Genomic DNA, 21,216 nt, shown 5'->3' with positions numbered 1-21,216 from the left:
ACAGTGCTTTCCTATCCTGACCCGAGCCACCGTCAGAATTCCGGGACTTGCGGGATTCTTCGGGCACTTCAGTGACGCAACCACTGACAACGAGTAACAAGCCAGAGTCGCATTCACAGAGCCGGGGCGGGGTGCCGGCCGCTGACGGAGTGTGAGGCCTCACGCTTCGCGGGTTTCGGGCTTGGGGGCTTCCGCTTCGTGGGCGGCTGGCTGCGAGGGGCCGGTGTTGGTAACGGTCCGTCGGGATGACGGGCGCGCAGGGGTCGTCCACCCATGGCCGCATCGTCCGCGGCGCCCGGTAGGCCCTTGCGCGTGAGCAGGCCCGCCGCGAGCGCTAGGCCGTCTCTTTCGGATCTTGCCGTCAGGCCCGCGTCGTTCGGTGCCGTGCCTCGCCGCGCTGCCGGGCGGCGCGGGCCAGACAAGATCCGAAAGAGACGGCCCAGGGCATTGGGCCATCGCGACGGCGCGCGCCAGTGGCAGCGCGGTGCGCGTCTTCGCCGTGGGGGAATGGCTTCGCGCCGGAACTACCGGTTGGTTGTTGGGTCTCGGCTCCACAAGTGGGCGGGGGGCTGCCCGTCCTGATTTTGCTTCAGTGATCCGACGGATTCGGAATCTTGTAGAAGATCTTGACAGTCGCTCAGGCCCCTGGTTTTCTGCCTCCAACGCCGATGTGCGAGCTGTAAATTGTTAGCGCTAACAATGCGCCGGCGTCCCCCAACGCTCCAGGGGCCACACCTTGTTGCCGCTCCGACGCGCCATGTCGGATCCAGCTGGATCCGCAGGTGCCGAGGACAGGTCGCCCCTGCCCAAAACGTGTGACAGCTCATCCGGTCACAAAGGAGATCTCCATGCGCAGACAAAGTTCCAGCCGCCCACGCCCGTCCGCGGTGCTCGCCGCCGTGGTTGCGGCCCTGGCCGCGTTGGCGGCGTTGCTCGTCGTCAGCCCGGCTCAGGCGGCCACCACCAGCGACGTGCGCAGTGTTGCTTCCGGCCGGTGTCTCGATGTGGCGGGCTTCAGCCAGACCGACGGCGCAGCGGTGCATATCTGGGACTGCCACGGCGCAACCAACCAGCAGTGGACGTTGACGGACAGCAACCAGCTGGCCGTGTACGGCAACAAGTGCCTGGATGCCCGGGGCGGCGCCACCACGGCCGGGACCCCGGTGCAGATCTGGACGTGCAACGGCAGTGAGAACCAGCAGTGGCGGGTGAACTCCGACGGCACGATCGTCGGCGTGCGGTCCGGGCTGTGCCTGGACGTCGCGGGCTGGGGTACGGCCAACGGCACGGGGGTGCAGCTCTGGTCCTGCCACGGCGGTAACAACCAGAAGTGGACCGGGCTGTCCGGGACGGGCGGCACGTGTGCTCTTCCGTCGACCTACCGGTGGACCTCGACGGGTCCGCTGGCGGAGCCGGCGAACGGGCAGGTCGCGCTGAAGGACTTCACCACCACGACGTACAACGGCAAGCACCTGGTCTACGCGACCACCTCCAACGGAACGAAGTGGGGCTCGACGATGTTCAGTCCCTTCACGAACTGGTCGGACATGGGGACGACCCCCCAGACCGGCATGAACGAGCCCGCGGTGGCGCCCGAACTGTTCTACTTCGCGCCCAAGAACATCTGGGTGATGGTTACCCAGTGGAGTCAGTGGCCGCTCTACTACCGCACGTCCAGCGACCCCACCAACCCCAACGGCTGGTCCGCCGCGCAGCCGCTGTTCACCGGCAGCCTCCCTGAGGGTCCCGGGGACCAGCGGGACGCCCCGATCGACCCGACCATGATCGCCGACGACCAGAACATGTACCTGTTCTTCGCCGCTGACAACGGCAAGATCTACCGGGCGAGCATGCCGATCGGGAACTTCCCGGGGAACTTCGGCTCCTCGTACACGACGATCATGAGCGACGCGAGGGACCTTCTGTTCGAGGCGCCGGAGGTCTACAAGGTCCAGGGCCAGAACCAGTACCTCATGATCGTCGAGGCGCAGGGTGCGAGCGGGCGCTACTTCCGCTCGTTCACGGCCTCCAGCCTGAACGGTCCGTGGACCGTCCAGGCCGGCAGCGAGAGCAGCCCCTTCGCGGGTACTGCCAACAGCGGCGCCACCTGGTCCAAGGGCGTCAGCCACGGTGACCTGGTCCGCAACAACCCCGACCAGACCATGACCATCGATCCCTGCAACCTGCGGTTCCTCTACCAGGGCCTCCCCACCAGCACACCGGATGGCACTGACTACCTGAAACTGCCGTACCGGCCGGCCCTGCTCACCCTGCAGCGCTGACCGGCCTGATCCACGGTGATCGCGACGGGGTGCGGTCCGCCGACGTGTAGACGAGCTGTCTGCGGCGTGGGCGGCTCCGCCTGCTGACCGGTACTCACCACCTTGAGGAACTCCAGCCGCTCATCGGCTGGGGTTCCTCATCCCCACGACCGGCGCGGCCCGTTTTTCGATGAACGGCGCCGACGGCGTGGCCGTTGTGGTGGTGGGGCGAGCGGCCAGCCGCAAGCCCCGTCAGCGCCCGGCAGGGGACGGCGCGGCCACCCTCTGCTTCCCTCGGCCCCCCACAGCGCCGGCGTCAGTTCGTTGCCCGGCGGTAGAAGGCGATCTTCTCGCGGACGTACGCCTGCTGTCCGCGCAGGTGGTCGATGCGCTCCTGCACCTGCGCGTCGTGCTCCTCCAACAAGGCCAGGCGCTCGGCGAAGGTCCCGTCGCCGTCGCGGACGAGGGCGGCGAAGCGCTGCATGGCGGCGATCGGCATCCCGGTGTCGCGCAGGGCGCGCAGCACGGCCAGCCACTGCAGATCGTGCTGGGTGAAGCGGCGGTGGCCGGTGTGCGAGCGGTGGACGGTGCCCAGCAGGCCGATGCGTTCGTAGTACCGCAGGGTGTCCAGGCTGAAGCCGGACCGTTCAACCGTCTCGGCCGGGGTCAGGTACCCGGTCGTGGGTGCGCTCATGCGCGGATCATGTCATCGGCGGTATCGGGCCGCCGAGTGGTTTGACCTGGACCGCGCTCCAGGTGGCACCGTTCCTTCCACGGCTCCCTGCGCCACGCGCCGGCGGCCCGACGCCATTCCCTGCTGTATCCATGGAGGAACTCCCATGCGTTTCCGTACCCTTGGCGTGCGCGCGGACGGCGCACCCGGCCCCAGGGTGAGCACGCTCTGCCTCGGCACCCTGCCGTTCGGCACTCGCATCGGCGAGCAGCGCGCGATCGCCCTGCTGGACCGGTTCGTCGAACGTGGCGGCACCTTCATCGACACCGCCGACTGCTACTCCTTCTGGCTCGACGGCGCGAACGGCGACGAGAGCGAGCTGGTGATAGGACGCTGGCTCGCCGCACGGGGCAACCGCGACGAGGTCGTGCTGGCCAGCAAGGTCGGCGCCCGGCCGACCGGCCCCGGTGAGTGGCCGGGCACCGCGGAGGGGCTGTCGGCGGCAGCCGTGCGGGCCGGCGTCGAAGGCAGCCTCAAGCGGCTCGGCACCGACCGGCTCGACGTCCTGTACGCGCACATGGAGGACCGCCGGCCGGCGCTGGACGAGACGGTCGCGGCGTTCGGCGGACTCGTCGCCGACGGCACGGTTGATGTTCTGGGTGTGAGCAACCAGGTCACCTGGCGCATCGACCGGGCTCGTGCGCTGGCCCGCGAGCAAGGGGTGGCCGGATACAGCTGCGTACAGCAGCAGTACACCTACCTGCGGCCCCGGCCCGGTGCGACCTTCGGGTCCTGCGAGCACGTGACGCCGGAACTGCTCGACTACGTCGGCAGCGAACCCGGGGTCACGCTGCTCGCCTACACCTCCCTGCTGGCCGGCGCGTACACCGATCCCGCCAAGCCCCTCCCGAGCGGCTTCGACCACCCGGGCGCGGCGGCCCAGTTGGCCGCGCTGCGCGACGTGGCCGCCGAGACCGGCGCGACCGCCAACCAGGTCGTCCTCGCCTGGCTGCTCGGTGGCGAGCTCCCCGTCCTGCCCGTCGTCGGCGCCTCGACCGTCGCCCAGCTCGACGAGGCCCTGGACGCCGTCAGCCTGGACCTGACCGCGGCTCAGCGCGCCCACCTCGACCGGGCGTAAAAGACGGTGTGTCAGACCATGGCGAGCCGGTCCACCAACAGCTCCACCCTCGACTCGGCGTCCTCGGGCAGCAGGCGGCCCGCTCGGGTCAGGGTCGCCAGGCCGTGCAGAGCCGCCCAGAACACCTCGGTGAACAGCCCCGGGTGGACGCCGTCGCCGGCGACCTCGGCGAGGCACTCGAGCAGGGCGGCGAAGGCGTCCTTCAGCGGCTCGGGGGTGTCCTCCTGCGCGTACACCAGGCCGCCGTCGAGCTGGAACAAGGCGTCGTAGACCGCCGGGTTGTGCTCGGCGAAGCCGAGGTAGGCGCGGGCGAGGGCGGCGACCCGCTGGCGCGGGCCGTCCGCAGCGGAGGACGCGGCCCGCAGCTCCGCCGCCAGCTCGGCGGCGCCTTCCAGGGCGACGGCGCCGATGATCGCGCGCTTGCCGCGGAAGTGGCTGTAGAGGACGGGCTGGCTGTACTCGATGCGCTCGGCGAGCCGGCGGGTGGTGACTGCGTCCCAGCCCTGCTGCTCGGCGAGTTCACGGGCTGTCGCCACGATGAGGCGCTCGCGCTCCGCCCGTTCGCGCTCTTTGCGTTCCTTTACCGACATACCTCGATTCTAGCATCGCTAGACAACCGATCGACAGTAGTACTACTGTCGCTTCATCATCTAGCAACGCTAGCTCACGGAGGGATCGTCATGCTCGACGCACTCGAGGTCGTCACCACCGTCGTCGTCGGCCTGATGGTGGGGGTGGAGGTCTCCGTCCTCTTCGTCATGAACCGGATCCTGGACGCGCTTCCCGAGGACAGCGGCCAGCTCGGCCACGCCCACGGCGGGCGGATGCTCGGCGCCCTGATGCCGTTCTGGTACATGGGCTCGGTCGTCCTCAGCGCGATCTGGGCCGTCGCCGGATGGCACCACCACGGCGCCGGACTCGTCGTCACCGCGGCCGGACTGCTGATCCTCAGTGTGGTCATGTCGATCCTGCTGCTCGTCCCGATCAACAACCGGAACAAGACCTGGACCCCCGAGAACCGGCCCGCCGACTGGAAGGAGCAGTTGGACCGCTGGAACCGCTACCACTACGTCCGTGTCGCCGTCATCGTCGCCGCGTTCACCCTGCTGGTCACCGCCCTCGCCTGATACCGCCGCAGCCCCGGCAAGCACTGGTTGCGCGCTGTGTCCCAGGCCGGGAGGAAGGGGTGGATTTTGTGGCTTTCGCCAAGGCTGAGGGCCTGCCCGGCTGGGAGAGACTGCCTGTCAGAGGGCTTGGTCCGTCGCGGTCGTGGGCGGAGCCGGGCCCCTTTGCACGGTGAGGAACCACGGGGAGGACGGCACTGTGAGTGCACAGCAGCAGTACGACAAGATCGGTGAGGCGTACGAGGGGTTCAAGGCCCTTCCGCTGGAGCAGTGGGCGATCGTGCCCGGGTTCCTGGCGCTGGTCGGGGACGTGGCGGGCAAGTCGGTGCTCGACCTCGCGTCCGGTACCGGCTTCTACAGCCGGGAGTTCAAGCGCCGCGGCGCGTCCGACGTGCTCGGGATCGACATCTCCGGCGAGATGGTCGCCGTAGCGCAGGCGATCGAGGAGCGCGATCCCCTCGGTGTGCGCTACGAGGTGGGCGACGCGGCCGAGCTGCGGTCCTTCGAGGAGCCCTTCGACATCGGACTGGCCGTCCAGCTCCTCAACTACGCGTCGGACATCGCCACCACCGAGCGGATGTGCCGCAACATCCACCGGAGCCTGAAGCCAGGCGCCGAGCTCTTCCTGATCAACCAGTCGCCCGACTACCGCTTCGACGGGCCGACCCCGGAGAAGTACGGCTTCCGCACCGAGCTCACCGGTGAGGAGGTCGAGGTCGGCTTCAAGGTGCGGACCACGGCGCTGCTCGACCCGCCGGTCTCGTTCGTCGCCCACTTCCCGCGCCGCGAGGTGTACGAGACCTGCCTGAAGGCGGCCGGCTTCAGCGAGCTCACCTGGATCCCGGTGACGGTGTCGGAGGCCGGCGTGCGGGAGTTCGGGGCGGAGCACTGGGCCGACCTCGCCGACAACCCTCCGCTGGAGATGCTGCGCTGCCGCGCCTGACGATCATCCACCGCCTGACGACGCACCGGATGCGGTGACGGCCCGGCCCCGGAAGCTTCCCGGGGCCGGGCCGCCGTCGGTGGTTCACCCGGTGCCCGGCTCAGCCGGACGGGCTCCGTGTTCGGCTGCCGTGCGGTGGTGTTCCTCGCGGTGGGCGAGCACGTCGGTCATGTGCGTTTCGGCCCAGTCCTTGAGGCCGGCCATGACCTGGTTCAGGGACAGACCGAGGTCGGTCAGCTCGTAGGTGACCGTGACGGGCACGGTGGGCGTGACGGTACGGGTGAGCAGGCCGTCGGCTTCCAGGGAGCGCAGGGTCTGGGTCAGCATCTTCTGGCCGGCGCCCGCGAGCCGGCGGGACAGTTCGGAGTAGCGCATCGCCCGGGGCCCGTCCTCGTGGTCGGCCCCGGGGCGGTGCGGGCCGTCGCTGCCGAGCGCCGCGAGGATCAACGCGACCCACTTGTCGGAGATCCGCTCGAGCAGCCGGCGGCTGGGGCAGCCCGCTATGAACGCGTTGTAGCTCGTCTTCTCCTCGGCCCGCTGCTGGGCCGCTGTGCGTGTCGACATCGATCGCTCCTTCACCACCCGAGGGGGGCTTACGCACTTCCAAGTGCCCGCTTCCGCCCAGAGGTTAACGAAACCAGCATGGAGCCCGTAAGCGATCACCCCACCGCGAGGGAACCAAGCCATGAGTGCTGCCACCTTCCGCACCGCCGTCGTCCGCGTCCCGAACGGGCCCGACTCGATCGAGATCATCGACGTGCCCGTCGCCGAGCCCGGCCCCGGCCAGATCCGCGTCGCCATCGGCGCGGCGACCGTCAACCCCACCGACCTGGGCGTCGCAGCGGGCTTCTTCCACGCGATCGGGCTGGTGCAGCAGCCCGAACACACCGGCCTGGGCTGGGAGTTCGCCGGTGTCGTGGACGCGGCCGGCCCGGGCGCCGACCTGGCCGTCGGCACCCGGGTGGCCGGTCTGGTGGTCGGCTTCGACCGCGACTACGGCACCTACGCCGAGCAGATCGTGGTCGCGGCGGCCGACGTCGTCCCGGTCCCCGACGAGCTGGACCTGCTGGCCGCGACCACGGTCCCCCTCAACGGGCTGGCCGCCGCGCAGGTCGTCGACTTGCTGGGCGACGGCCCCGCCGGGGCCGCCCGGCTGCTGGTGACCGGCGCCGCGGGGGCGGTCGGATCGAACGTCGCCGTCCTCGCCCGGGAGCGCGGCTGGCAGGTGACCGGGCTCGCCCGCGCCGGCGACGAGGAGTTCGTCCGCGGCCTCGGCGCCGGCTTCACCACGCACGCCGAGCCGGAATGGGACGCCGTCGTCGACCCCGCCCAGTTGAACGGAGAAGCGCTCAAGCTGGTCCGCGACGGCGGAGCCTACGTCGGACTGCGGCCGGGCCTCGAACCGTCCGCCGAGCGCGGGATCTCGGTCGTCTCCCTGGTCACCGCTTTCGACGGCGCACGACTGGCCGGCCTCCTCAGCCGCACCGCGTCGGGCGACCTTCCGGCCCGCGTCCACGCGGTCGTCCCTCTGGACCGGGCCGCCGAAGCCCACCGGGCCACCGCCGCGGGCGGCCTCCGCGGCCGCTACGTCATCTGCCCCTGACCAGCCGGTCCCAGCCCGCTCCCCGCTGTCGGCGATGCGGTTGCGATGCCTCGCGAGGCGACCCGGTGCCCGCCGTCTGCCCGTTCCGTCCTGCCCCGCCGTACGACACCCTCAGGAGACCCGCCATGACCATGAAGCGCCTCGCCACCGTCCTCGCCGTCCTCGGCGGCCTGTTCCTCCTCTACACCGGGGTCAGCTACCTGCTCGCACCGCAGGCGACGGCCGAAGGGTTCGGGCTGCCGACCTGGCCACAGGACCAGGGGGAGGGCTTCCTGGCGGTCAAGGGCATGCGGGACATCGGCTTCGGACTGGTGATGCTCGCCCTGCTGTCGGCCGGGCAGCGCAAGGCGCTCGGGCTGGCGATGGCGGTCATGGCCGTCGTCCCGGTCGGCGACATGCTGATCGTGCTGAACGCGGGCGGCCCGGCGGCGACGGCGTACGGCGTCCACGGACTGGCTGCCGCGACGGTCGCCGTGACCGCGGGACTGCTGCTGCGCGAGCGGCCGGCAGCCGCCTGAGATCCGCACGAAGCTCAGAGGCTGCGGGCGGTGATGTCGCCGTACGAGGTGGTGGCGTGGATCTCGAGGCGGTCGGCGGCGCCTTCGGTGTTCTTCAGCGCATTGTGGATCCGGCCGTACGAGGTGCCCGCGTCCAGGGAGGCGGCGACTCCGGCGGCGGCGCCGACCGAGACCTCGCCGGACTCGGTGCGCAGGACGACCGTGCCGCGCACGGCCTCGGCGATGGTGATGTCGCCCTTCTGGGTGCTGATCTCCGCGGGGCCGCCCAGGCGGCCGACCGAGATGTCGCCGGCCTGGACGGTGAGCCGGGCGCTCGCCGCTTCGTCGATCTTGACCGTGGCCTCGGCGCCCTCGAAGGCGACGTCTCCGAGCCGTCCGACGCCGCGGAACTCGGCGGCGGCCGCCTTGGCTTCGATGCGGGAGCCGGCGGGGAGCTGGACGGTGACCTCGATGGACCCGGCGGCGCCGAGGATCCGGTTCTTCGGCTCGGGGACCTCGATGCGCAGGACTCCGTCGGCGTAGGCGACCGTCGTCTGCTCCGCCGTCTTCAGGTCGCGGCTCTTCGAGGCGTCCGCGGGCAGGACCTCGACCGTGGCGTCGGCCCGGTCGGCGGCGATGAGGCGGATGCGGCCGGCGGGGATGTCGAGGACGGCGGCGATCGGGGCGGTGGTGGCGAACTTCTGCATGATGCTCTCCTGTGTCTCCGCTGTGCTGCGGTGTTTGTTTCCGACAATAGAAAAGCTACGTTGCATTCCAATACCCTGCAACATGTTCGTTGCGTAGAACGTGTGTTGTTGCAGTTCACGCGCCTATTATTGTTGCAATGGCCCTGAATTCAATGCAACGACGGGTGGGCGAGCGTTGCAATGGACTGGGAGTGAACGCTATGCTGGGGATCATCAGGGCAGGGCACGGGACCTACAGAGGGAGATCACGGTGCCGGGAGGCAGACTCACGCAGCAGGAGCGCCAGCAGATCGCGCTGGGGCTGGCCGACGGGCTGGCCTACGCGGAGATCGCCCGGCGGCTGGACCGGCCGACCTCCACGGTCACCCGTGAGGTGATGCGCAACGGCGGCCCCTCCTCCTACCGCTCCGATCTGGCCCACCGCGCCACCGAACGCCGTGCCCACCGGAGCAGGCAGGCCGCCCCCCGGGGGCCGCAGGCCTCCCCGCAGGCCGACGGGCGCGATGCCGAGGCCGTGCGCGCGTACGAGGAGACGTTCGCCGGCATCTTCATCCAGTCGGGCCTGTCCAGGATGACGGCCCGGGTGCTGGCCGCGCTCTACACCACCGACGCGGGCAGTCTCACCGCCTCCGAACTCGTAGGGCGCCTCCAGGTCAGCCCGGCGTCCGTCTCGAAGGCCATCACCTTCCTCGAGGGCCAGTCGCTCGTTCGCCGGGAGCCGGGCGAGGGCCGCCGCGAGCGCTACGTCGTCGACGACGACGTCTGGTACCAGGGGATGATCGCCAGCGCCCGCGCCCACACCCTGCTCGTGGAAACGGCCCGACAGGGCGTCGGCGTCCTCGGGCCCGGCACTCCGGCCGCGACCCGGCTGGAGAACATCGCCCGCTTCGTCGACTTCGTCAGCGAGGGCATAACCCGCGCCGCGGAGCAGGCCCGCGAAGTCCTCCACACCAAGGCCGGGCAGCCCTCGGACGAACGACCTCACCAGCCGTAAGGCCAGCCCGGCAGCTGAACCGCGGCCGGGTCAGACACCGAGGAGGCGGGTCAGGGGGCGGCGGGCCAGTACGAGGGAGGTGGCCACGACCAGGGCGGCCAGGCCGAGGGCGAGGAAGTAGCCCGGGCCCGGGACCTGGTCGCCGGAGACCTTGAGGGCGTTGCCGCCCACCCCGCCGCCCAGGGCTCCTGACAGCCAGAACAGCGAGACCATCTGGCTGGTGAAGGTGGCGGGGGCGATGGCCGTGGTGGCGCTCATGCCCACGGGGGCGAAGGCGACCTCGCCGGCGGCCAGGAGCAGGAAGGCCGTCACGAGCCAGAGGGGTGAGACGCGCTCCCCGCCGGAGGCGGCGAGCGCGGCGAGCGCCATGAGCAGGTAGGCGCCGCCCGCGGATCCCATGCCGATGGCGTACTTCACGGCGGTGGGGATCCGGTCCCCGGAGCGCTTCCACAGCCAGGCGAACACGGGCGCGGTGGCCAGGACGAAGAGCGGGATGGCCGCGTGGAACCAGCTGGCGGGCACGGTGGTCCCGAACACCTCCCGATCGGTGGACTCCTTGGCGAAGAGCGTGAAGACCGAGCCGCCCTGGAGGAACAGGGCCCAGAAGACCGCCGAGGCCAGGAAGAGCCAGATGTAGGTCTTGACCCGGGTCCGTTCCCCCGCGGTCAGCAGGGGGTTGCGGATGAGCCGCCAGAAGCAGATCACGGGCGAGACCACGCACAGCAGCCCGATGAGGGCCATGACGTGGCCGATCTCGAAGGACCCCAGCAGGGCGTCCGTGCCGTACACGGCGAGTACGAGGACGGCGGCCGCGAGGGAGACGCGCAGGACGCGGGCGCGCTGGAGCGGGGTCGCGAGGCGCTCGGGCGCACTGCCCACGCCGGAGAAGTGGCGGGCGCCGCGGACGTACTGCACAAGTCCCGCGCCCATGCCCAGGGCGGCCAGTCCGAAGCCGAGGTGCCAGTTCACGCCCTCGCCGACCGCGCCCACGACGAGCGGGGCGATGAGGGCGCTGACCTGGACGCTCATGTAGAAGACGGCGAATCCGGCGTCACGGCCCGCGCGGTCCTGGCGCTCGTAGAAGGCGCTCAGGAGGCTCGCCATGTTCGGCTTGAGCAGGCCGGTGCCGGCCGCGATCAGCAGCAGACCGGGGTAGAAGAAGCCGGTGACGGGCACGGCCATGGAGACGTGGCCGAGTCCGATCATGACCCCGCCGTAGAGGACCGCGCGGTACGAGCCGAGGACGCGGTCCCCGATCCAGCCGCCGGGCACGGAGGCGATGAACACCGAGGCCATGTAGAGGCCGAAGAGGAGGGCCGCGTCCTCGTTGGACATCCCGAGGCCGCCCTCGGAGGACGGCTCGGTCGCGAAGAGGACGAGGATCGCCGCCATGCCGTAGAAGCTAAAGCGCTCCCACATGTCCGTGCCCCACAGGGTGAGGAACCAGCGGGGCTGGCCGAGCAGTCCGGTGGCGGACCGCTCGGGCTGATGCGGAGCGAGGCGGGGTTGGGTCGGGGCGGCCATCGGGATTCGGCTCCTCTCGTGCGCACGGTCGTTCGGGTACGGGGAGAGGGTCGCGGGGGTCCTTCGGGAACGGGTCGAAGGCCGGTCGAAAGCGGGTCGCGGACGGCTCGCGCGGCGGGCGGCTCGCGCGGCGGGCGGGGTAGTGCGGAACTGGCCGGGAGACAGAAGTGCGGCGCCTGAGGAGGGGGGCCCAGGCGCCGCAGTGGGGATGGCCGGATCCAGGGCGGTCCACCGGCGACGGGGCGGGGGTTTACCCGCCGTCGGTGGGGCCGCCCTGGCGCTTCGCCCCGCACACCGTCATGAAAGCGCCCGCTGCTCGCGACGGACTACAGCCGTGCCGGACCTGCGCGGTCGGCCGGCGGCGGGCAGCGTGCCAACGGCGGCCCGGAGGCCGGAGGCCGGACCCGCGGTGGCCCGGGGCCGGTGGCCCGGGGCGGGAGCCGGACGCGCGGCGGGCCGGGGCGGGAGCCGGACGCGCGGGGGCCCGGGACGGGGGTCGTCCCGGGCCGCCGTGCGCTCCGTGCGGGCGGGTCAGCCGTGCTTCTCGATGTTGACCTTGGGCAGGACCCGGTCCAGGCCGGCCGGGATCCACCAGGCCTTGCGGCCCATCAGCTGCATGGCGGCCGGGACGATCAGGAGGCGGATGACGAAGGCGTCGACGAACACCGCGACGGCCATCCCGAAACCGAACTGCTGGAGCATCCGGTCGCCGCCCAGCATGAAGGCGCCGAAGACCGCGATCATGATGAGGCCGGCGGCGACGATGAGCGAGCCGGTGTGGGCGATGCCCTCGCGGATGGCCGTGTCGGGCTCCTTCGTGCGGTCCCACTCCTCGCGGACGCGGGAGACCAGGAAGATCTCGTAGTCCATGGAGAGGCCGAAGACGATCGCGAAGATCATGATCGGGAGGTAGGCCTGGATCGGCCCCGGCTCGACGCCGAAACTGCCGTCCTGGAAGACCAGCGTCATGGCGCCCAGCGCGGCGCCGATGCTCAGCAGGTTCAGCAGGGCGGCCTTGAGCGGGATCAGGATCGAGCGGAAGACCATCACCAGGAGGATCAGGGACAGGCCGACGACGATCGAGATGAACACCGGGATGCGTTGGGCGACGGCGTCGGAGTAGTCCACGACGGCCGCGGTGGCGCCGCCGACGAGGTACGTCGCCTTGTGCTGCGCGGCGAGTTCCGGCAGGACGTTGTCCCTGAGCTCGTGGACGAGGTCGGAGGTCTTGGCGTCCTGCGGGGCGGAGGTGGGGAAGACGATGACGGTGTACGCCTGCTGGTCCTTCGCCGGGAAGGCGGGCGAGGCCGCGGCGATGCCGGGGGTGGCCCTGAGCTTGGCGGACAGGGCCGCGCCGGCCTGGCTGTCGCCCTCGGCGACCACGACGAGCGAGCCGTTGAAGCCCGGGCCGAAGCCGTCGGCGAGCAGGTCGTACGCCTTGCGGCTGGTGGACGTGGCGGGGTCGTTGCCGGCGTCGGCGAAACCGAGGCGCATGCCGAGGGCCGGTGCGGCCAGCGCGCCGAGGGCGACCACGGAGAGCAGCAGGACGGCCAGCGGACGGCGCTGCACACCGATCGCCCAGCGGCGCCAGGCGGCCCCTCCCTCGGCCGACTTGCCCTTGGCGACGCGCTTTTGCGCCTTCGCGGTGAACTGGCGGGCGAACCGCTTGCCGAAGATCGCCAGCAGGGCGGGCAGCAGGGTGAGCGAGGCCAGCATGGTGACGAGCACGGTCATGGAGAGGGCTACGGCGGTGCCCTGGAGCGAGCCGAGGCCCAGCACCACCAGGCCGAGCAGCGCGACGATGACCGTGCAGCCGGCGAAGAAGACCGTGCGCCCGGCGATGTCGAGGGCCTTGGCGGAGGCCGCCTCCGGGCTCGCCCCCCTGACCAGTTCGGCGCGGTAGCGGGCGAAGATCAGCAGCGCGTAGTCGATGCCGACGCCGAGACCGACGAGGATCAGGACGTACTGGGTGTAGCTGGCGATGTTGAAGACGTGCGAGACGAGCACGACCCCGCCGAGGGTGGTGCCCACGGCGAACACGGCGGTGATGATGGGCAGTCCGGCGGCGATGACCGTGCCGAACATGAACGCGAGGATCACCAGGGCGGCGAGCATGCCGACGCCTTCGGAGGCCCCGCCCCCCGAGTCGGTGAGCTTGCGGGCGGCCTCACCGCCGAGCTCGACCTGGAGCTTGTCGCTCTGGGCCGTGCGCGCGGTGTCGAGGATCTTCAGGGTGTCGGCCCGCTCCATGAGCCCGCTCTTGCCCTTGAGGACGACGGTGGCGTAGCCGATCGTGCCGTCCTTGGAGACGGCCGAGCTCTCCGTGTAGGGGCTCTGGACCCGGTCGACCGTGGGGAGCTTGGCGACCTCGTCCAGCATCGCGGTCACCCGCTGCTTGTTGTCGGCGCCGGCGATCCCGGCCTGGTCGCGCAGCACGATCTTCACGCTGTCGCCGGCCTGGGTGGAGCCGTGCTTCGCGACGACTTCCAGTGTCTGCTGGGTTTCGGTTCCGGGCAGTGAGAAGTCGTCGCGGTAGCCGTCTCCGACGGCCGAGGCGCCGCCCCAGACGCCCACCAGGATGACGGTCCACAGTAAGAGGGCGGTCCAGCGGTGGCGCTGGCTGAAGGCCGAGGTGCGTTCCAGAAGGGTCTTGCGCGGGGGTGGCGGCGTGGCGGGGCTGCCGACGCCCCTGACCGGGGTGGTGGTCACCATGCACTCCTTGTCTAGGCAACTCGACCAGACCTCCACAGCGGCGTCGAGCGCGGCCGGAGTCTCGCTCGAGCCCCGGGCGAATGTGCCTGGACTCCGCTGGTCGCCATGGCCGGCGGGCAGGGCTGCCGGTGACCGGAGTGTGGCGTGCCGCGCTCGAGCGGCGGTGGTGCGGGCTCGAACAGCGGCGCTCGACCGGGGCTCAAGCCGGACTCGACCACAACTCCCTTTGATGAGAGGCGAATTCACTATCCTGACGGATATGTGGCTCATCGGAATTGGTGGCGCATTTGCCGTGATCGTCCTGCCCGCGATCCTGGGCAGGCGCATGCTCGGCATGGATGCGGGCGTCCTGCGCGTGATGATCGCCGCGGTGGTCGGCGTCTCGGTTTCCGGAACGCTCATCGGACCGCAGCTACAGGTCAGCGGTCCCCTTCTGTTCTCCCTGATGGTCGGCGTGGGGCTGCTGACCGCGATGGTCTGCCTCGTCGTCCTCGATCTGGTGGTGCCGCCGGGCGGTATCCGGCCGCTGGGCCGGATCCAGTCCGCCCGCTCCTGGTTCTCGCGGACCCGGCGCTACTCCGAGATCCTCGCGATCCTCGGTCGCCACGGTCTGCGTCCCTATCTCACGGGACGGGCGAGGAACTCCGGCGGCACCCGGCACACCCATCTGGCGCGGGAGCTGCGCGGGGCCCTCCAGGCGGGCGGTACCACCTTCGTGAAGCTGGGCCAGGTGATGTCCACCCGGCGGGACCTGCTGCCCGAGCCGTACGTCGAGGAACTGAGCCGTCTCCAGGACCAGGTGCCGCCCGCGCCGTGGCCCGCGGTGGAGGCCATCCTGCTGGAAAGCCTCGGGGCGCCCACGGAAGAGGTGTTCGCCGAGTTCGACCGCGAACCGCTCGCCGCGGCCTCCGTCGCCCAGGTGCACGCGGCCGTGCTGCGCGACGGCACGCGCGTCATCGTCAAGGTGCAGCGGCCCGGGATCCGCGAGGCGGTCGACCGGGACCTGGACATCGTCGCCCGTCTCGCCGCGACCCTCCAGTCCCGGGCGGAATGGGGCCGCAGCCTCGGACTGGCCGAACTGGCCGAGGGGTTCGCGGTGGCGCTGCGCGAGGAGCTGGACTTCCGGGTCGAGGCCCGCAACATGACCTCCGTGAGCCGGGCCGCCGAGGCGCGCCGGGACGACAGTGTCGTCTTCCCCGTCCTGTGCGAGGAACTGAGCGACGACCGCGTCCTGGTGATGAGCCGGATCGACGGAACACCCCTCGGCAAGGCCCGCCCCGACAGCCCCGAGCACGGCAGGAAACTGGCGAAGACCCTGCTCACGGCGCTGCTGGACCAGATCATGTACGACGGGGTGTTCCACGCCGATCCGCATCCGGGCAACATCCTGCTGCTCCCCGACGGAAGCCCCGCCCTGCTCGACTTCGGCTCGGTGGGGCGACTGGACAGCGGGATGCGGTCCAGCATGGCCGGGCTGTTCCTCGCCGTGGACCGCGGGGACCCGGTGGCGCTGTGCGACGCGCTGCTGGAGGTGACCGACCGGCCGGAGGAGGTCGACGAGCAGCGGCTGCAGCGGGCGCTCGGGCAGTTCAGCGGCCGGCACCTGGGGCACGGGTCCGCTCCCGACGTGGCGATGTTCACGGCCCTGTTCCGGCTCGTGGCCGAGTTCCGGCTGACCGTGCCGCCGGAGCTGGCGGCGGTGTTCCGGGCCCTGGCCACCCTCGAGGGAACCCTGCACCGGGTGTCGGACGGCTTCGACGTCCTGGACGCGTCCCGCTCGTACGCCGCCGCGCGGTTCGCCCGGCAGCTGGATGCGCAGACCTTGCGGGACACCGCGCGCGACGAGATGCTGGCGCTGCTGCCCGTACTGCGCCGGCTCCCCCGGCGCCTCGACCGGATCGGCGGGGCGCTGGAGGAGGGACGGCTGGGACTGAACATCCGGCTGCTCTCCGACGCCCGCGACCGGCGGGTGATAGGCGAGCTGCTCAGCCGGGTCCTGCTGACCTTCCTCGGGATCTTCTTCGGGGCGCTGGGGGCGCAGCTGCTGAGCATCGGGGGCGGGCCGGAGGTGACGCCGGGGCTGAGCCTGTTCGGGCTGATCGGGTACCACCTGCTGGTGCTGTCCGCCGCGCTCGTGCTCAGGACCGTCTACGTGCTGACCAGGCCGCTTTCCTGATCCCCGGTCCGAGAACGCCTGGTGGAGAAGCGACGGCCGCCCCCGACCCGATCCCGGGTCGGGGGCGGCCGTCGGTCTTCGGCTCGCGTGCCTACGGTCACACGGTCACGGCGAGGGATTCCTCCGCGTCCTTCGGGGACGGGCCCAGGACGGCCCGGGGCGTGCCGCGCCGGACGATCCGGCCGTCGGCCATCACCAGGACCTCGTCCATGGCCTCCAGGCCCTGGAGGCGGTGGGTGGCGAGGATCAGCGACCGGCCGCGGGTGCTGTCGAGCACGTCGGCGAGGACGGCGTCGGCGGCGTCCGCATCGAGGCCCTCCGTCGGCTCGTCGAGGAGCAGGACCGGCGGGGCGGCGAGGAGCGCGCGGGCCAGCAGGAGCCGTCGGCGCTGGCCGCCGGAGAGTCGGCCGCCGTCGGATCCCACGAAAGTGTCCAGGCCTTCGGGGAGGCTGAGGACCCAGTCGAGCAGGCCGGCATGGCGCAGCGCCTCGCGGATCTCGGCGTCGGTGGCGGCGGGGCGGGCGGGCCGCAGGTTGTTGCGGACGGAGGTGTGGAAGACGTGCGCGTCCTGGAGGGAGCCGCTGATGGTGCGCCGCAGGGTGGACTCCGGTACGCGGGAGAGGATTTCGCCGTCGAGGGTGATGCCACCCTTGACGGGGACGACGAGTCGGGCGATCGCCGCGAGCAGCGTCGACTTTCCGGAGCCGCTGGCGCCGATGACGGCGATTCTGCGGCCGGGGGGCAGGTCGAGGCTGACGCCGCGCAGGGCGGGCGGGGCGTCGGGGCGGTAGCGGACGTGGAGGTCGCGGACGGTGAGGTGCGCGGTCTCCGGCGCGGCGTCCGGAGAGGGGGACACCCCGGACGCCGCGGTCGTGAGTGCGAGGTGGAGGGGCGCGCGCCGCACGTCTTTTGAGAAGCCGTCGGTGCTCGCGGAGTCCTTGAGCGGGGCCGGATGCGGGGCCGGATCACGCAGGAGCTCGTGGACGCGGCGGGCGCTGGTCGTCAGGCCCGAGAGCAGCTGGGCGGCCGCCGGCAGCGGCGTCAGCACCTCGAAGGAGGCCAGGGCGAGGAGGGGCAGGGCCACGGCCCATACGGGGGACGCCGAGCCGGCGCACAGGAGGGCCACGAAGAGGGTGGTGGCGCCCTGTACGACGGTCAGGGCGGCGACGGAGACGGCGGAGAGGAGGGCGGCGCCGCGGTCGTGGGCGCGCAGCCGGTGCGCGGTGCGGACGGCTCGGTCGGTCTCCCGGCCGGCCGCGCCGAACACGGCGAGGTCCTCGGCGCCGTCCAGCAGGTCGACGGTGTGTACGGCGAGTTCCGCGCGGAGGTCGGCGCTGCGGCGGTCCGCCCGGGTGGCGGCGAGGGCGGTGAGCGCGGGCAGGAGCACCCCGCCGGCGGCCAGGCCGAGGGCGAGGACGAGGGCGGCGGACGGGGAGACGAACGCGGCGCCGCAGATCGCGGCGGCCGAGACGAGGACGGCGGACAGGGCGGGCAGCGCGACGCGCAGCAGGGCGTCCTGGACGAGGTCGACGTCGGCGACGAGCCGGGAGACGGTGTCGGCGTCCCGTACCGTACGGGCGTCCTCGTGGGCGGGCCGCCGCGCGAGCGAGCCGAACACCCGCCGCCGCAGCACGGCCACGGCGCGCAGCGCGGCGTCGTGCCCGGCGAGCCGCTCCCCGTACCGGAACAGCCCGCGGGTGACGGCGAGCGCCCGTACGGCGACGATGGCGACGGACAGGACCCCCATGGCGGGCTGCTCGGCGGCGCGGGCGATGAGCCAGGCGGCGAGCGTCATCAGAGCGACCCCGGCGAGATCGGCGGCCAGTCCGAGCCCGGCGGCGGGTGCGAGGGTCCGCAGCGGCCCGGCGGTGCGCAGCACGAAGAGCAGCGCCTTGAGAGGCCCGACGGCCGGCGCGCCCGGCGGCGCGGCGCGGTCCGCCGGCGCCGCGCCCGTGGGTACGGCGCCTGCCGGTGCGGGGCCCGGCGCCGGGGCGGTTCCTGCCGGGGCCGACGGCGGCGGGGCGGTGGCGTCGGTCGGGCCGGGGGTCATCGGGGCACCTCGCGTTCCCTGAGGGTTCCGTCGGATACGTGGAAACGGCGGTCGGCGCCGCGCAGGAGGCGCGGGCGGTGCGCGACCACGAGGACCGTGCGGCCCGCGATCAGGCGTTCGCTCGCGGCCAGGACGGCCTCCTCGCTTTCCGCGTCGAGTCCGGCCGTCGGCTCGTCGAGCAGGACGAGGGGCGCGTCGCGCAGGAACGCCCGGGCGAGCGCGACGCGTTGGCGCTGGCCCGCGGAGAGTCCCGTACCGCGGGCGCCGAGGCGGGTCGCGTAGCCGTCGGGCAGGGCGCTGATGAAGCCGTCCGCGGCGGCCGCCCGGGCGGCCCGTTCGACCTCCTCGTCCGTGGCCCCGGGGTCGCCGAGCCTGATGTTGTCCGCGACCGTCCGGTCGAAGAGGTACGGCCGCTGCGGCACCCAGCCGATCCGGCGCCGCCAGTCGTCCCAGCCGTCCGGGTCCAGTTCGGCCAGGTCCCGGCCGCCGGCGAGGATCCGGCCCTCGTCCGGCCGCACGAGCCCGAGGAGCAGGGCGAGCAGCGTGGACTTGCCGGCGCCGCTGGGGCCCGTGAGCGCGACCCGCTCGCCGGGGGCGATGACGAACGAGACCTTGGACAGGACGGGCCGGGGGCGTCCGGGGAGGCGGAGCGTGACCCCTTCGAAGGCGATGGGCCGCTCGGCCGGGGCGGTCCGGGTGGCTGCCGGGAGCGCCGCCGCGCGTGCGGACGCGGGGACCGGGGCGGGCCGGCCGGCGGCCGCGGGCGGCTCGGCGGCGTCCAGTTCGGCCAGCGCCTCCCTGGCCACCGTCATGCCCTCCGTCGCCGCGTGGAAGCGGTTGCCCAGGGACCGCAGGGGGAGGTAGGCCTCGGGGGCCAGGAGGAGGACGGTCAACGCCGTGGTGAGGTCCAGGGAGCCGCCCAGGAGGCGGAGGCCCACCGGGACCGCGATCAGGGCCACCGACAGGGTGGCGACCGTGTCCAGGACCAGCGTGGACAGGAACGCGATGCGCAGCGTGCCCATCGTGGCCTTGCGGTGCTGCTCGGCGACCTCGCCGACGATGGCCTCCTGGGCCTCCGCCCGGCCGAACGTGCGCAGGGTCGTCAGCCCGCGCAGGGCGTCCAGGAAGTGCCCGCCGAGCCGGGCCAGCGCCGCCCACTGACGCTCCGTGGCGTCCCTGGTGTGCAGGCCGACCAGTGCGCCGAAGACGGGGATGAGGGGGAGGGTGATGAGGAGGATCACCCCGCTGAGCGGGTCGTGCAGCGCCATCGTGACGACGATCGTGGTCGGTACGAGCGCGGCGGCGAGCATCTGCGGCAGGTAGCCGACGAGGTACGGGTCGAGGGCGTCGAGGCCCCGGGTGACCAGGGTGCTGGTCTCTCCCGTGCGCCGGTCCGCGGCCTGGTAGGAGACCCTGCGCGCGGCTGCCGCCAGCAGCCCTGTCCGCAGCCGGAGCTTGATCTCCGCGGCGGCCCGCTGCGCGGCGGTGGCCTGGAGCCATCCGGCGGCGCCGCGGAGGGCGACGGCCGCCGCGACGCACAGCGCGGTGGCGAGCGTCGGCCCGGCGGAGGAGAAGGCCTCGCCCAGGAGCACGGCGAGGGCGAGGGCCTGGCCGATGACTCCGGCGGCGCCGAGGGCGACGGCGGTGAGGACCAGCAGTCCGGCGGACCGGGTGTTCCCGGCCAGCCCGAGCAGGCGGGCGCGTACGTCCCGGTCGGTCGGCTGCTGACGCGGTGAAGCCGCCGGGCGTTCGGCCCGGCGGCTCGCCTCCGTACGGACGCGTCCCATCAGAAGTACGCCGGGGAGCGGTCGTCGGCCTTGGCCCGGAAGGCCCACCACTGCATGGCCTGGAAGGCGAGCAGTACGGGGAAGACCAGCAGCACCACGGGCCCGACGACGCTGAGCGTGGACGGATCGGCGGCGGCCTCCGCGACCGAGACGTGCTCCGCGGAGCCCGCACTGCTCACGACGGCCTGCGGGTAGTGCGCGACGGCGAGCAGCAGCACCGGGGACAGGGCGGCGAAACCGCTGACGGCCGGGGCCTTCCAGCCCCCGCCGGCGATCAGGCGCGGGGCCAGCCACAGCGCCGCGACGCCGACGGCGAGGACGAGTGCGGCGGAGACCGGGTTGAGGAGCCCGTCGCGGGAGGTGCCGAACGCGGTGGCCGCGACCGCGGTGAGCACGGCGAGGACGATCGCGACGGGCGCCAGCTTCGCGGCGAGCTCCGCGGCCCGGCCGGAGACCGGCCCTTCGGTGCGTACGGCGAGGAACACCGCGGCGTGCAGGGCGAAGACGGCGACGGCGGTCAGCGCGGCCAGGATCGGCAGCGGCTGGAACAGCACGCCCAGGTCGACGCGGAGTTCACCGTTCTGGACCGGTACCGCGCCGAGCACGGCGCCGCCCAGCGCGCCCCACATGAGGGCGAGGACCAGGCAGGCGACGTGGACGAGGGCGTCCCAGCGGCGCCGCCAGCCGGCGCCGGACAGGCGGCGCCGGAACTGCATGGCGGCCTCCCGTACGAGCAGGCTCGCGACGGCGAAGACGATGACCGGGTACATCCCGGCGATGACGGTGGATTCCAGGCCGGGGAACCCGCCGAGCATGATGCCGCCCGCCGCGACCAGCCAGACCTCGTTGCCGAGGAAGAAGGGTCCGGTCGCCGCGGCGACCGTGTGCCGGTCGCGGTCGTCCTTGGCGAGCCAGCGGCCGATGATTCCGGTGCCGATGGTGATGCCGTCCAGGGCGAGGTAGCCCGCGACGAGCAGCCCCAGCAGCGCGTACCAGATGTTGTGCCACACGTTGAGACTCCCAGCGC

At 72.2% G+C, this 21,216-nt stretch carries 17 protein-coding genes; 8 read left to right on the top strand and 9 right to left on the bottom strand.

From position 1 onward, the window contains the following. Positions 1-848: 848 nt before the first annotated feature. On the top strand, positions 849-2,282 hold the full coding sequence (locus AC6CKD_RS34825) for a non-reducing end alpha-L-arabinofuranosidase family hydrolase (RefSeq protein ID WP_498332967.1): 1,434 nt from the start codon (positions 849-851) through the stop codon (positions 2,280-2,282). A gap of 295 nt (positions 2,283-2,577) precedes the next feature. Here AC6CKD_RS34825 and AC6CKD_RS34820 read toward each other — a convergent pair whose 3' ends face one another. Then, positions 2,578-2,955, bottom strand: a complete 378-nt coding sequence (locus tag AC6CKD_RS34820; RefSeq protein WP_498332965.1) for a MerR family transcriptional regulator — start codon at positions 2,953-2,955, stop codon at positions 2,578-2,580. A 145-nt stretch (positions 2,956-3,100) separates the two neighbouring features. Between AC6CKD_RS34820 and AC6CKD_RS34815 the strand changes: the two genes are divergently transcribed. Beyond that, positions 3,101-4,072, top strand: coding sequence for an aldo/keto reductase (locus AC6CKD_RS34815; protein WP_498332963.1), 972 nt, complete (start codon positions 3,101-3,103; stop codon positions 4,070-4,072). Between the two features lie 11 nt (positions 4,073-4,083). On the opposite strand, the gene AC6CKD_RS34810 is transcribed toward AC6CKD_RS34815, so the two are convergent. Further along, the gene (locus AC6CKD_RS34810) at positions 4,084-4,662 is read right to left on the bottom strand and encodes a TetR/AcrR family transcriptional regulator (RefSeq protein WP_498332961.1); all 579 of its coding nucleotides are present in this window, start codon (positions 4,660-4,662) and stop codon (positions 4,084-4,086) included. A 90-nt stretch (positions 4,663-4,752) separates the two neighbouring features. Between AC6CKD_RS34810 and AC6CKD_RS34805 the strand changes: the two genes are divergently transcribed. Both AC6CKD_RS34805 and AC6CKD_RS34800 read left to right on the top strand, forming a co-directional pair. After that, on the top strand, positions 4,753-5,199 hold the full coding sequence (locus AC6CKD_RS34805) for an anthrone oxygenase family protein (protein ID WP_498332960.1): 447 nt from the start codon (positions 4,753-4,755) through the stop codon (positions 5,197-5,199). Between the two features lie 196 nt (positions 5,200-5,395). Beyond that, positions 5,396-6,139 carry a class I SAM-dependent methyltransferase gene (locus tag AC6CKD_RS34800; RefSeq protein ID WP_498332958.1) on the top strand — a complete coding sequence of 248 codons (744 nt, stop codon included), beginning with the start codon at positions 5,396-5,398 and terminating at the stop codon, positions 6,137-6,139. Positions 6,140-6,223: 84 nt separating this feature from the next. Here AC6CKD_RS34800 and AC6CKD_RS34795 read toward each other — a convergent pair whose 3' ends face one another. Next, positions 6,224-6,703 (bottom strand): winged helix-turn-helix transcriptional regulator, encoded by a 480-nt coding sequence (locus AC6CKD_RS34795; RefSeq protein ID WP_498332956.1) that lies wholly within the window; start codon positions 6,701-6,703, stop codon positions 6,224-6,226. A 121-nt stretch (positions 6,704-6,824) separates the two neighbouring features. Here AC6CKD_RS34795 and AC6CKD_RS34790 point away from each other — a divergent pair, with 121 nt between their 5' ends. Beyond that, positions 6,825-7,742: an alcohol dehydrogenase catalytic domain-containing protein gene (locus AC6CKD_RS34790; protein ID WP_498332954.1), complete on the top strand. Its 918-nt coding sequence runs from the start codon at positions 6,825-6,827 to the stop codon at positions 7,740-7,742. Between the two features lie 125 nt (positions 7,743-7,867). Then, positions 7,868-8,260 carry a DUF4267 domain-containing protein gene (locus tag AC6CKD_RS34785; protein ID WP_498332953.1) on the top strand — a complete coding sequence of 131 codons (393 nt, stop codon included), beginning with the start codon at positions 7,868-7,870 and terminating at the stop codon, positions 8,258-8,260. 14 nt (positions 8,261-8,274) lie between these two features. Here AC6CKD_RS34785 and AC6CKD_RS34780 read toward each other — a convergent pair whose 3' ends face one another. Then, the gene (locus AC6CKD_RS34780; protein ID WP_498332951.1) at positions 8,275-8,946 is read right to left on the bottom strand and encodes a DUF4097 family beta strand repeat-containing protein; all 672 of its coding nucleotides are present in this window, start codon (positions 8,944-8,946) and stop codon (positions 8,275-8,277) included. Between the two features lie 250 nt (positions 8,947-9,196). Between AC6CKD_RS34780 and AC6CKD_RS34775 the strand changes: the two genes are divergently transcribed. Then, a complete protein-coding gene (locus tag AC6CKD_RS34775) occupies positions 9,197-9,940 on the top strand; it encodes a GbsR/MarR family transcriptional regulator (protein WP_498332949.1) in 744 nt (247 codons plus the stop codon). A 30-nt stretch (positions 9,941-9,970) separates the two neighbouring features. Here AC6CKD_RS34775 and AC6CKD_RS34770 read toward each other — a convergent pair whose 3' ends face one another. Then, on the bottom strand, positions 9,971-11,464 hold the full coding sequence (locus tag AC6CKD_RS34770) for a peptide MFS transporter (protein ID WP_498332948.1): 1,494 nt from the start codon (positions 11,462-11,464) through the stop codon (positions 9,971-9,973). Positions 11,465-11,995: 531 nt separating this feature from the next. Continuing rightward, entirely contained in the window at positions 11,996-14,176 is a 2,181-nt protein-coding gene (locus AC6CKD_RS34765) for an MMPL family transporter (RefSeq protein ID WP_498332946.1), read from the bottom strand. Between the two features lie 259 nt (positions 14,177-14,435). Between AC6CKD_RS34765 and AC6CKD_RS34760 the strand changes: the two genes are divergently transcribed. Then, the gene (locus AC6CKD_RS34760) at positions 14,436-16,352 is read left to right on the top strand and encodes an ABC1 kinase family protein (protein ID WP_498332944.1); all 1,917 of its coding nucleotides are present in this window, start codon (positions 14,436-14,438) and stop codon (positions 16,350-16,352) included. Between the two features lie 97 nt (positions 16,353-16,449). On the opposite strand, the gene cydC is transcribed toward AC6CKD_RS34760, so the two are convergent. From cydC to AC6CKD_RS34745, 3 genes are read right to left on the bottom strand one after another with little or no spacing between them, the layout of a single operon-like run. Next, positions 16,450-18,402: a thiol reductant ABC exporter subunit CydC gene (gene cydC, locus AC6CKD_RS34755; protein ID WP_498332942.1), complete on the bottom strand. Its 1,953-nt coding sequence runs from the start codon at positions 18,400-18,402 to the stop codon at positions 16,450-16,452. Continuing rightward, positions 18,399-20,189 (bottom strand): thiol reductant ABC exporter subunit CydD, encoded by a 1,791-nt coding sequence (cydD, locus tag AC6CKD_RS34750; RefSeq protein ID WP_498332940.1) that lies wholly within the window; start codon positions 20,187-20,189, stop codon positions 18,399-18,401. The genes cydC and cydD overlap by 4 nt, the downstream gene beginning before the upstream one ends. Further along, the gene (locus AC6CKD_RS34745; protein ID WP_498332938.1) at positions 20,189-21,199 is read right to left on the bottom strand and encodes a cytochrome d ubiquinol oxidase subunit II; all 1,011 of its coding nucleotides are present in this window, start codon (positions 21,197-21,199) and stop codon (positions 20,189-20,191) included. Before AC6CKD_RS34745 ends, cydD begins: the two co-directional genes overlap by 1 nt. Positions 21,200-21,216: the final 17 nt, after the last annotated feature.

The organism is Streptomyces sp. GQ60 (assembly GCF_059758875.1).
The sequence above is the reverse complement of the archived record's forward strand: the minus strand, read 5'-3'. Positions and strand labels throughout refer to the sequence as shown.

What these genes read in the sequence shown, in the direction of transcription:
- AC6CKD_RS34760 (WP_498332944.1), top strand. Translation starts at nt 14,436, where the DNA reads ATGTGGCTCATCGGAATTGGTGGCGCATTTGCCGTGATCGTCCTGCCC.
- AC6CKD_RS34770 (WP_498332948.1), bottom strand. Translation starts at nt 11,464, where the DNA reads ATGGCCGCCCCGACCCAACCCCGCCTCGCTCCGCATCAGCCCGAGCGG.
- AC6CKD_RS34785 (WP_498332953.1), top strand. Translation starts at nt 7,868, where the DNA reads ATGACCATGAAGCGCCTCGCCACCGTCCTCGCCGTCCTCGGCGGCCTG.
- AC6CKD_RS34780 (WP_498332951.1), bottom strand. Translation starts at nt 8,946, where the DNA reads ATGCAGAAGTTCGCCACCACCGCCCCGATCGCCGCCGTCCTCGACATC.
- cydD (WP_498332940.1), bottom strand. Translation starts at nt 20,189, where the DNA reads ATGGGACGCGTCCGTACGGAGGCGAGCCGCCGGGCCGAACGCCCGGCG.
- AC6CKD_RS34790 (WP_498332954.1), top strand. Translation starts at nt 6,825, where the DNA reads ATGAGTGCTGCCACCTTCCGCACCGCCGTCGTCCGCGTCCCGAACGGG.
- cydC (WP_498332942.1), bottom strand. Translation starts at nt 18,402, where the DNA reads ATGACCCCCGGCCCGACCGACGCCACCGCCCCGCCGCCGTCGGCCCCG.
- AC6CKD_RS34820 (WP_498332965.1), bottom strand. Translation starts at nt 2,955, where the DNA reads ATGAGCGCACCCACGACCGGGTACCTGACCCCGGCCGAGACGGTTGAA.
- AC6CKD_RS34805 (WP_498332960.1), top strand. Translation starts at nt 4,753, where the DNA reads ATGCTCGACGCACTCGAGGTCGTCACCACCGTCGTCGTCGGCCTGATG.
- AC6CKD_RS34765 (WP_498332946.1), bottom strand. Translation starts at nt 14,176, where the DNA reads ATGGTGACCACCACCCCGGTCAGGGGCGTCGGCAGCCCCGCCACGCCG.
- AC6CKD_RS34810 (WP_498332961.1), bottom strand. Translation starts at nt 4,662, where the DNA reads ATGTCGGTAAAGGAACGCAAAGAGCGCGAACGGGCGGAGCGCGAGCGC.
- AC6CKD_RS34795 (WP_498332956.1), bottom strand. Translation starts at nt 6,703, where the DNA reads ATGTCGACACGCACAGCGGCCCAGCAGCGGGCCGAGGAGAAGACGAGC.
- AC6CKD_RS34825 (WP_498332967.1), top strand. Translation starts at nt 849, where the DNA reads ATGCGCAGACAAAGTTCCAGCCGCCCACGCCCGTCCGCGGTGCTCGCC.
- AC6CKD_RS34815 (WP_498332963.1), top strand. Translation starts at nt 3,101, where the DNA reads ATGCGTTTCCGTACCCTTGGCGTGCGCGCGGACGGCGCACCCGGCCCC.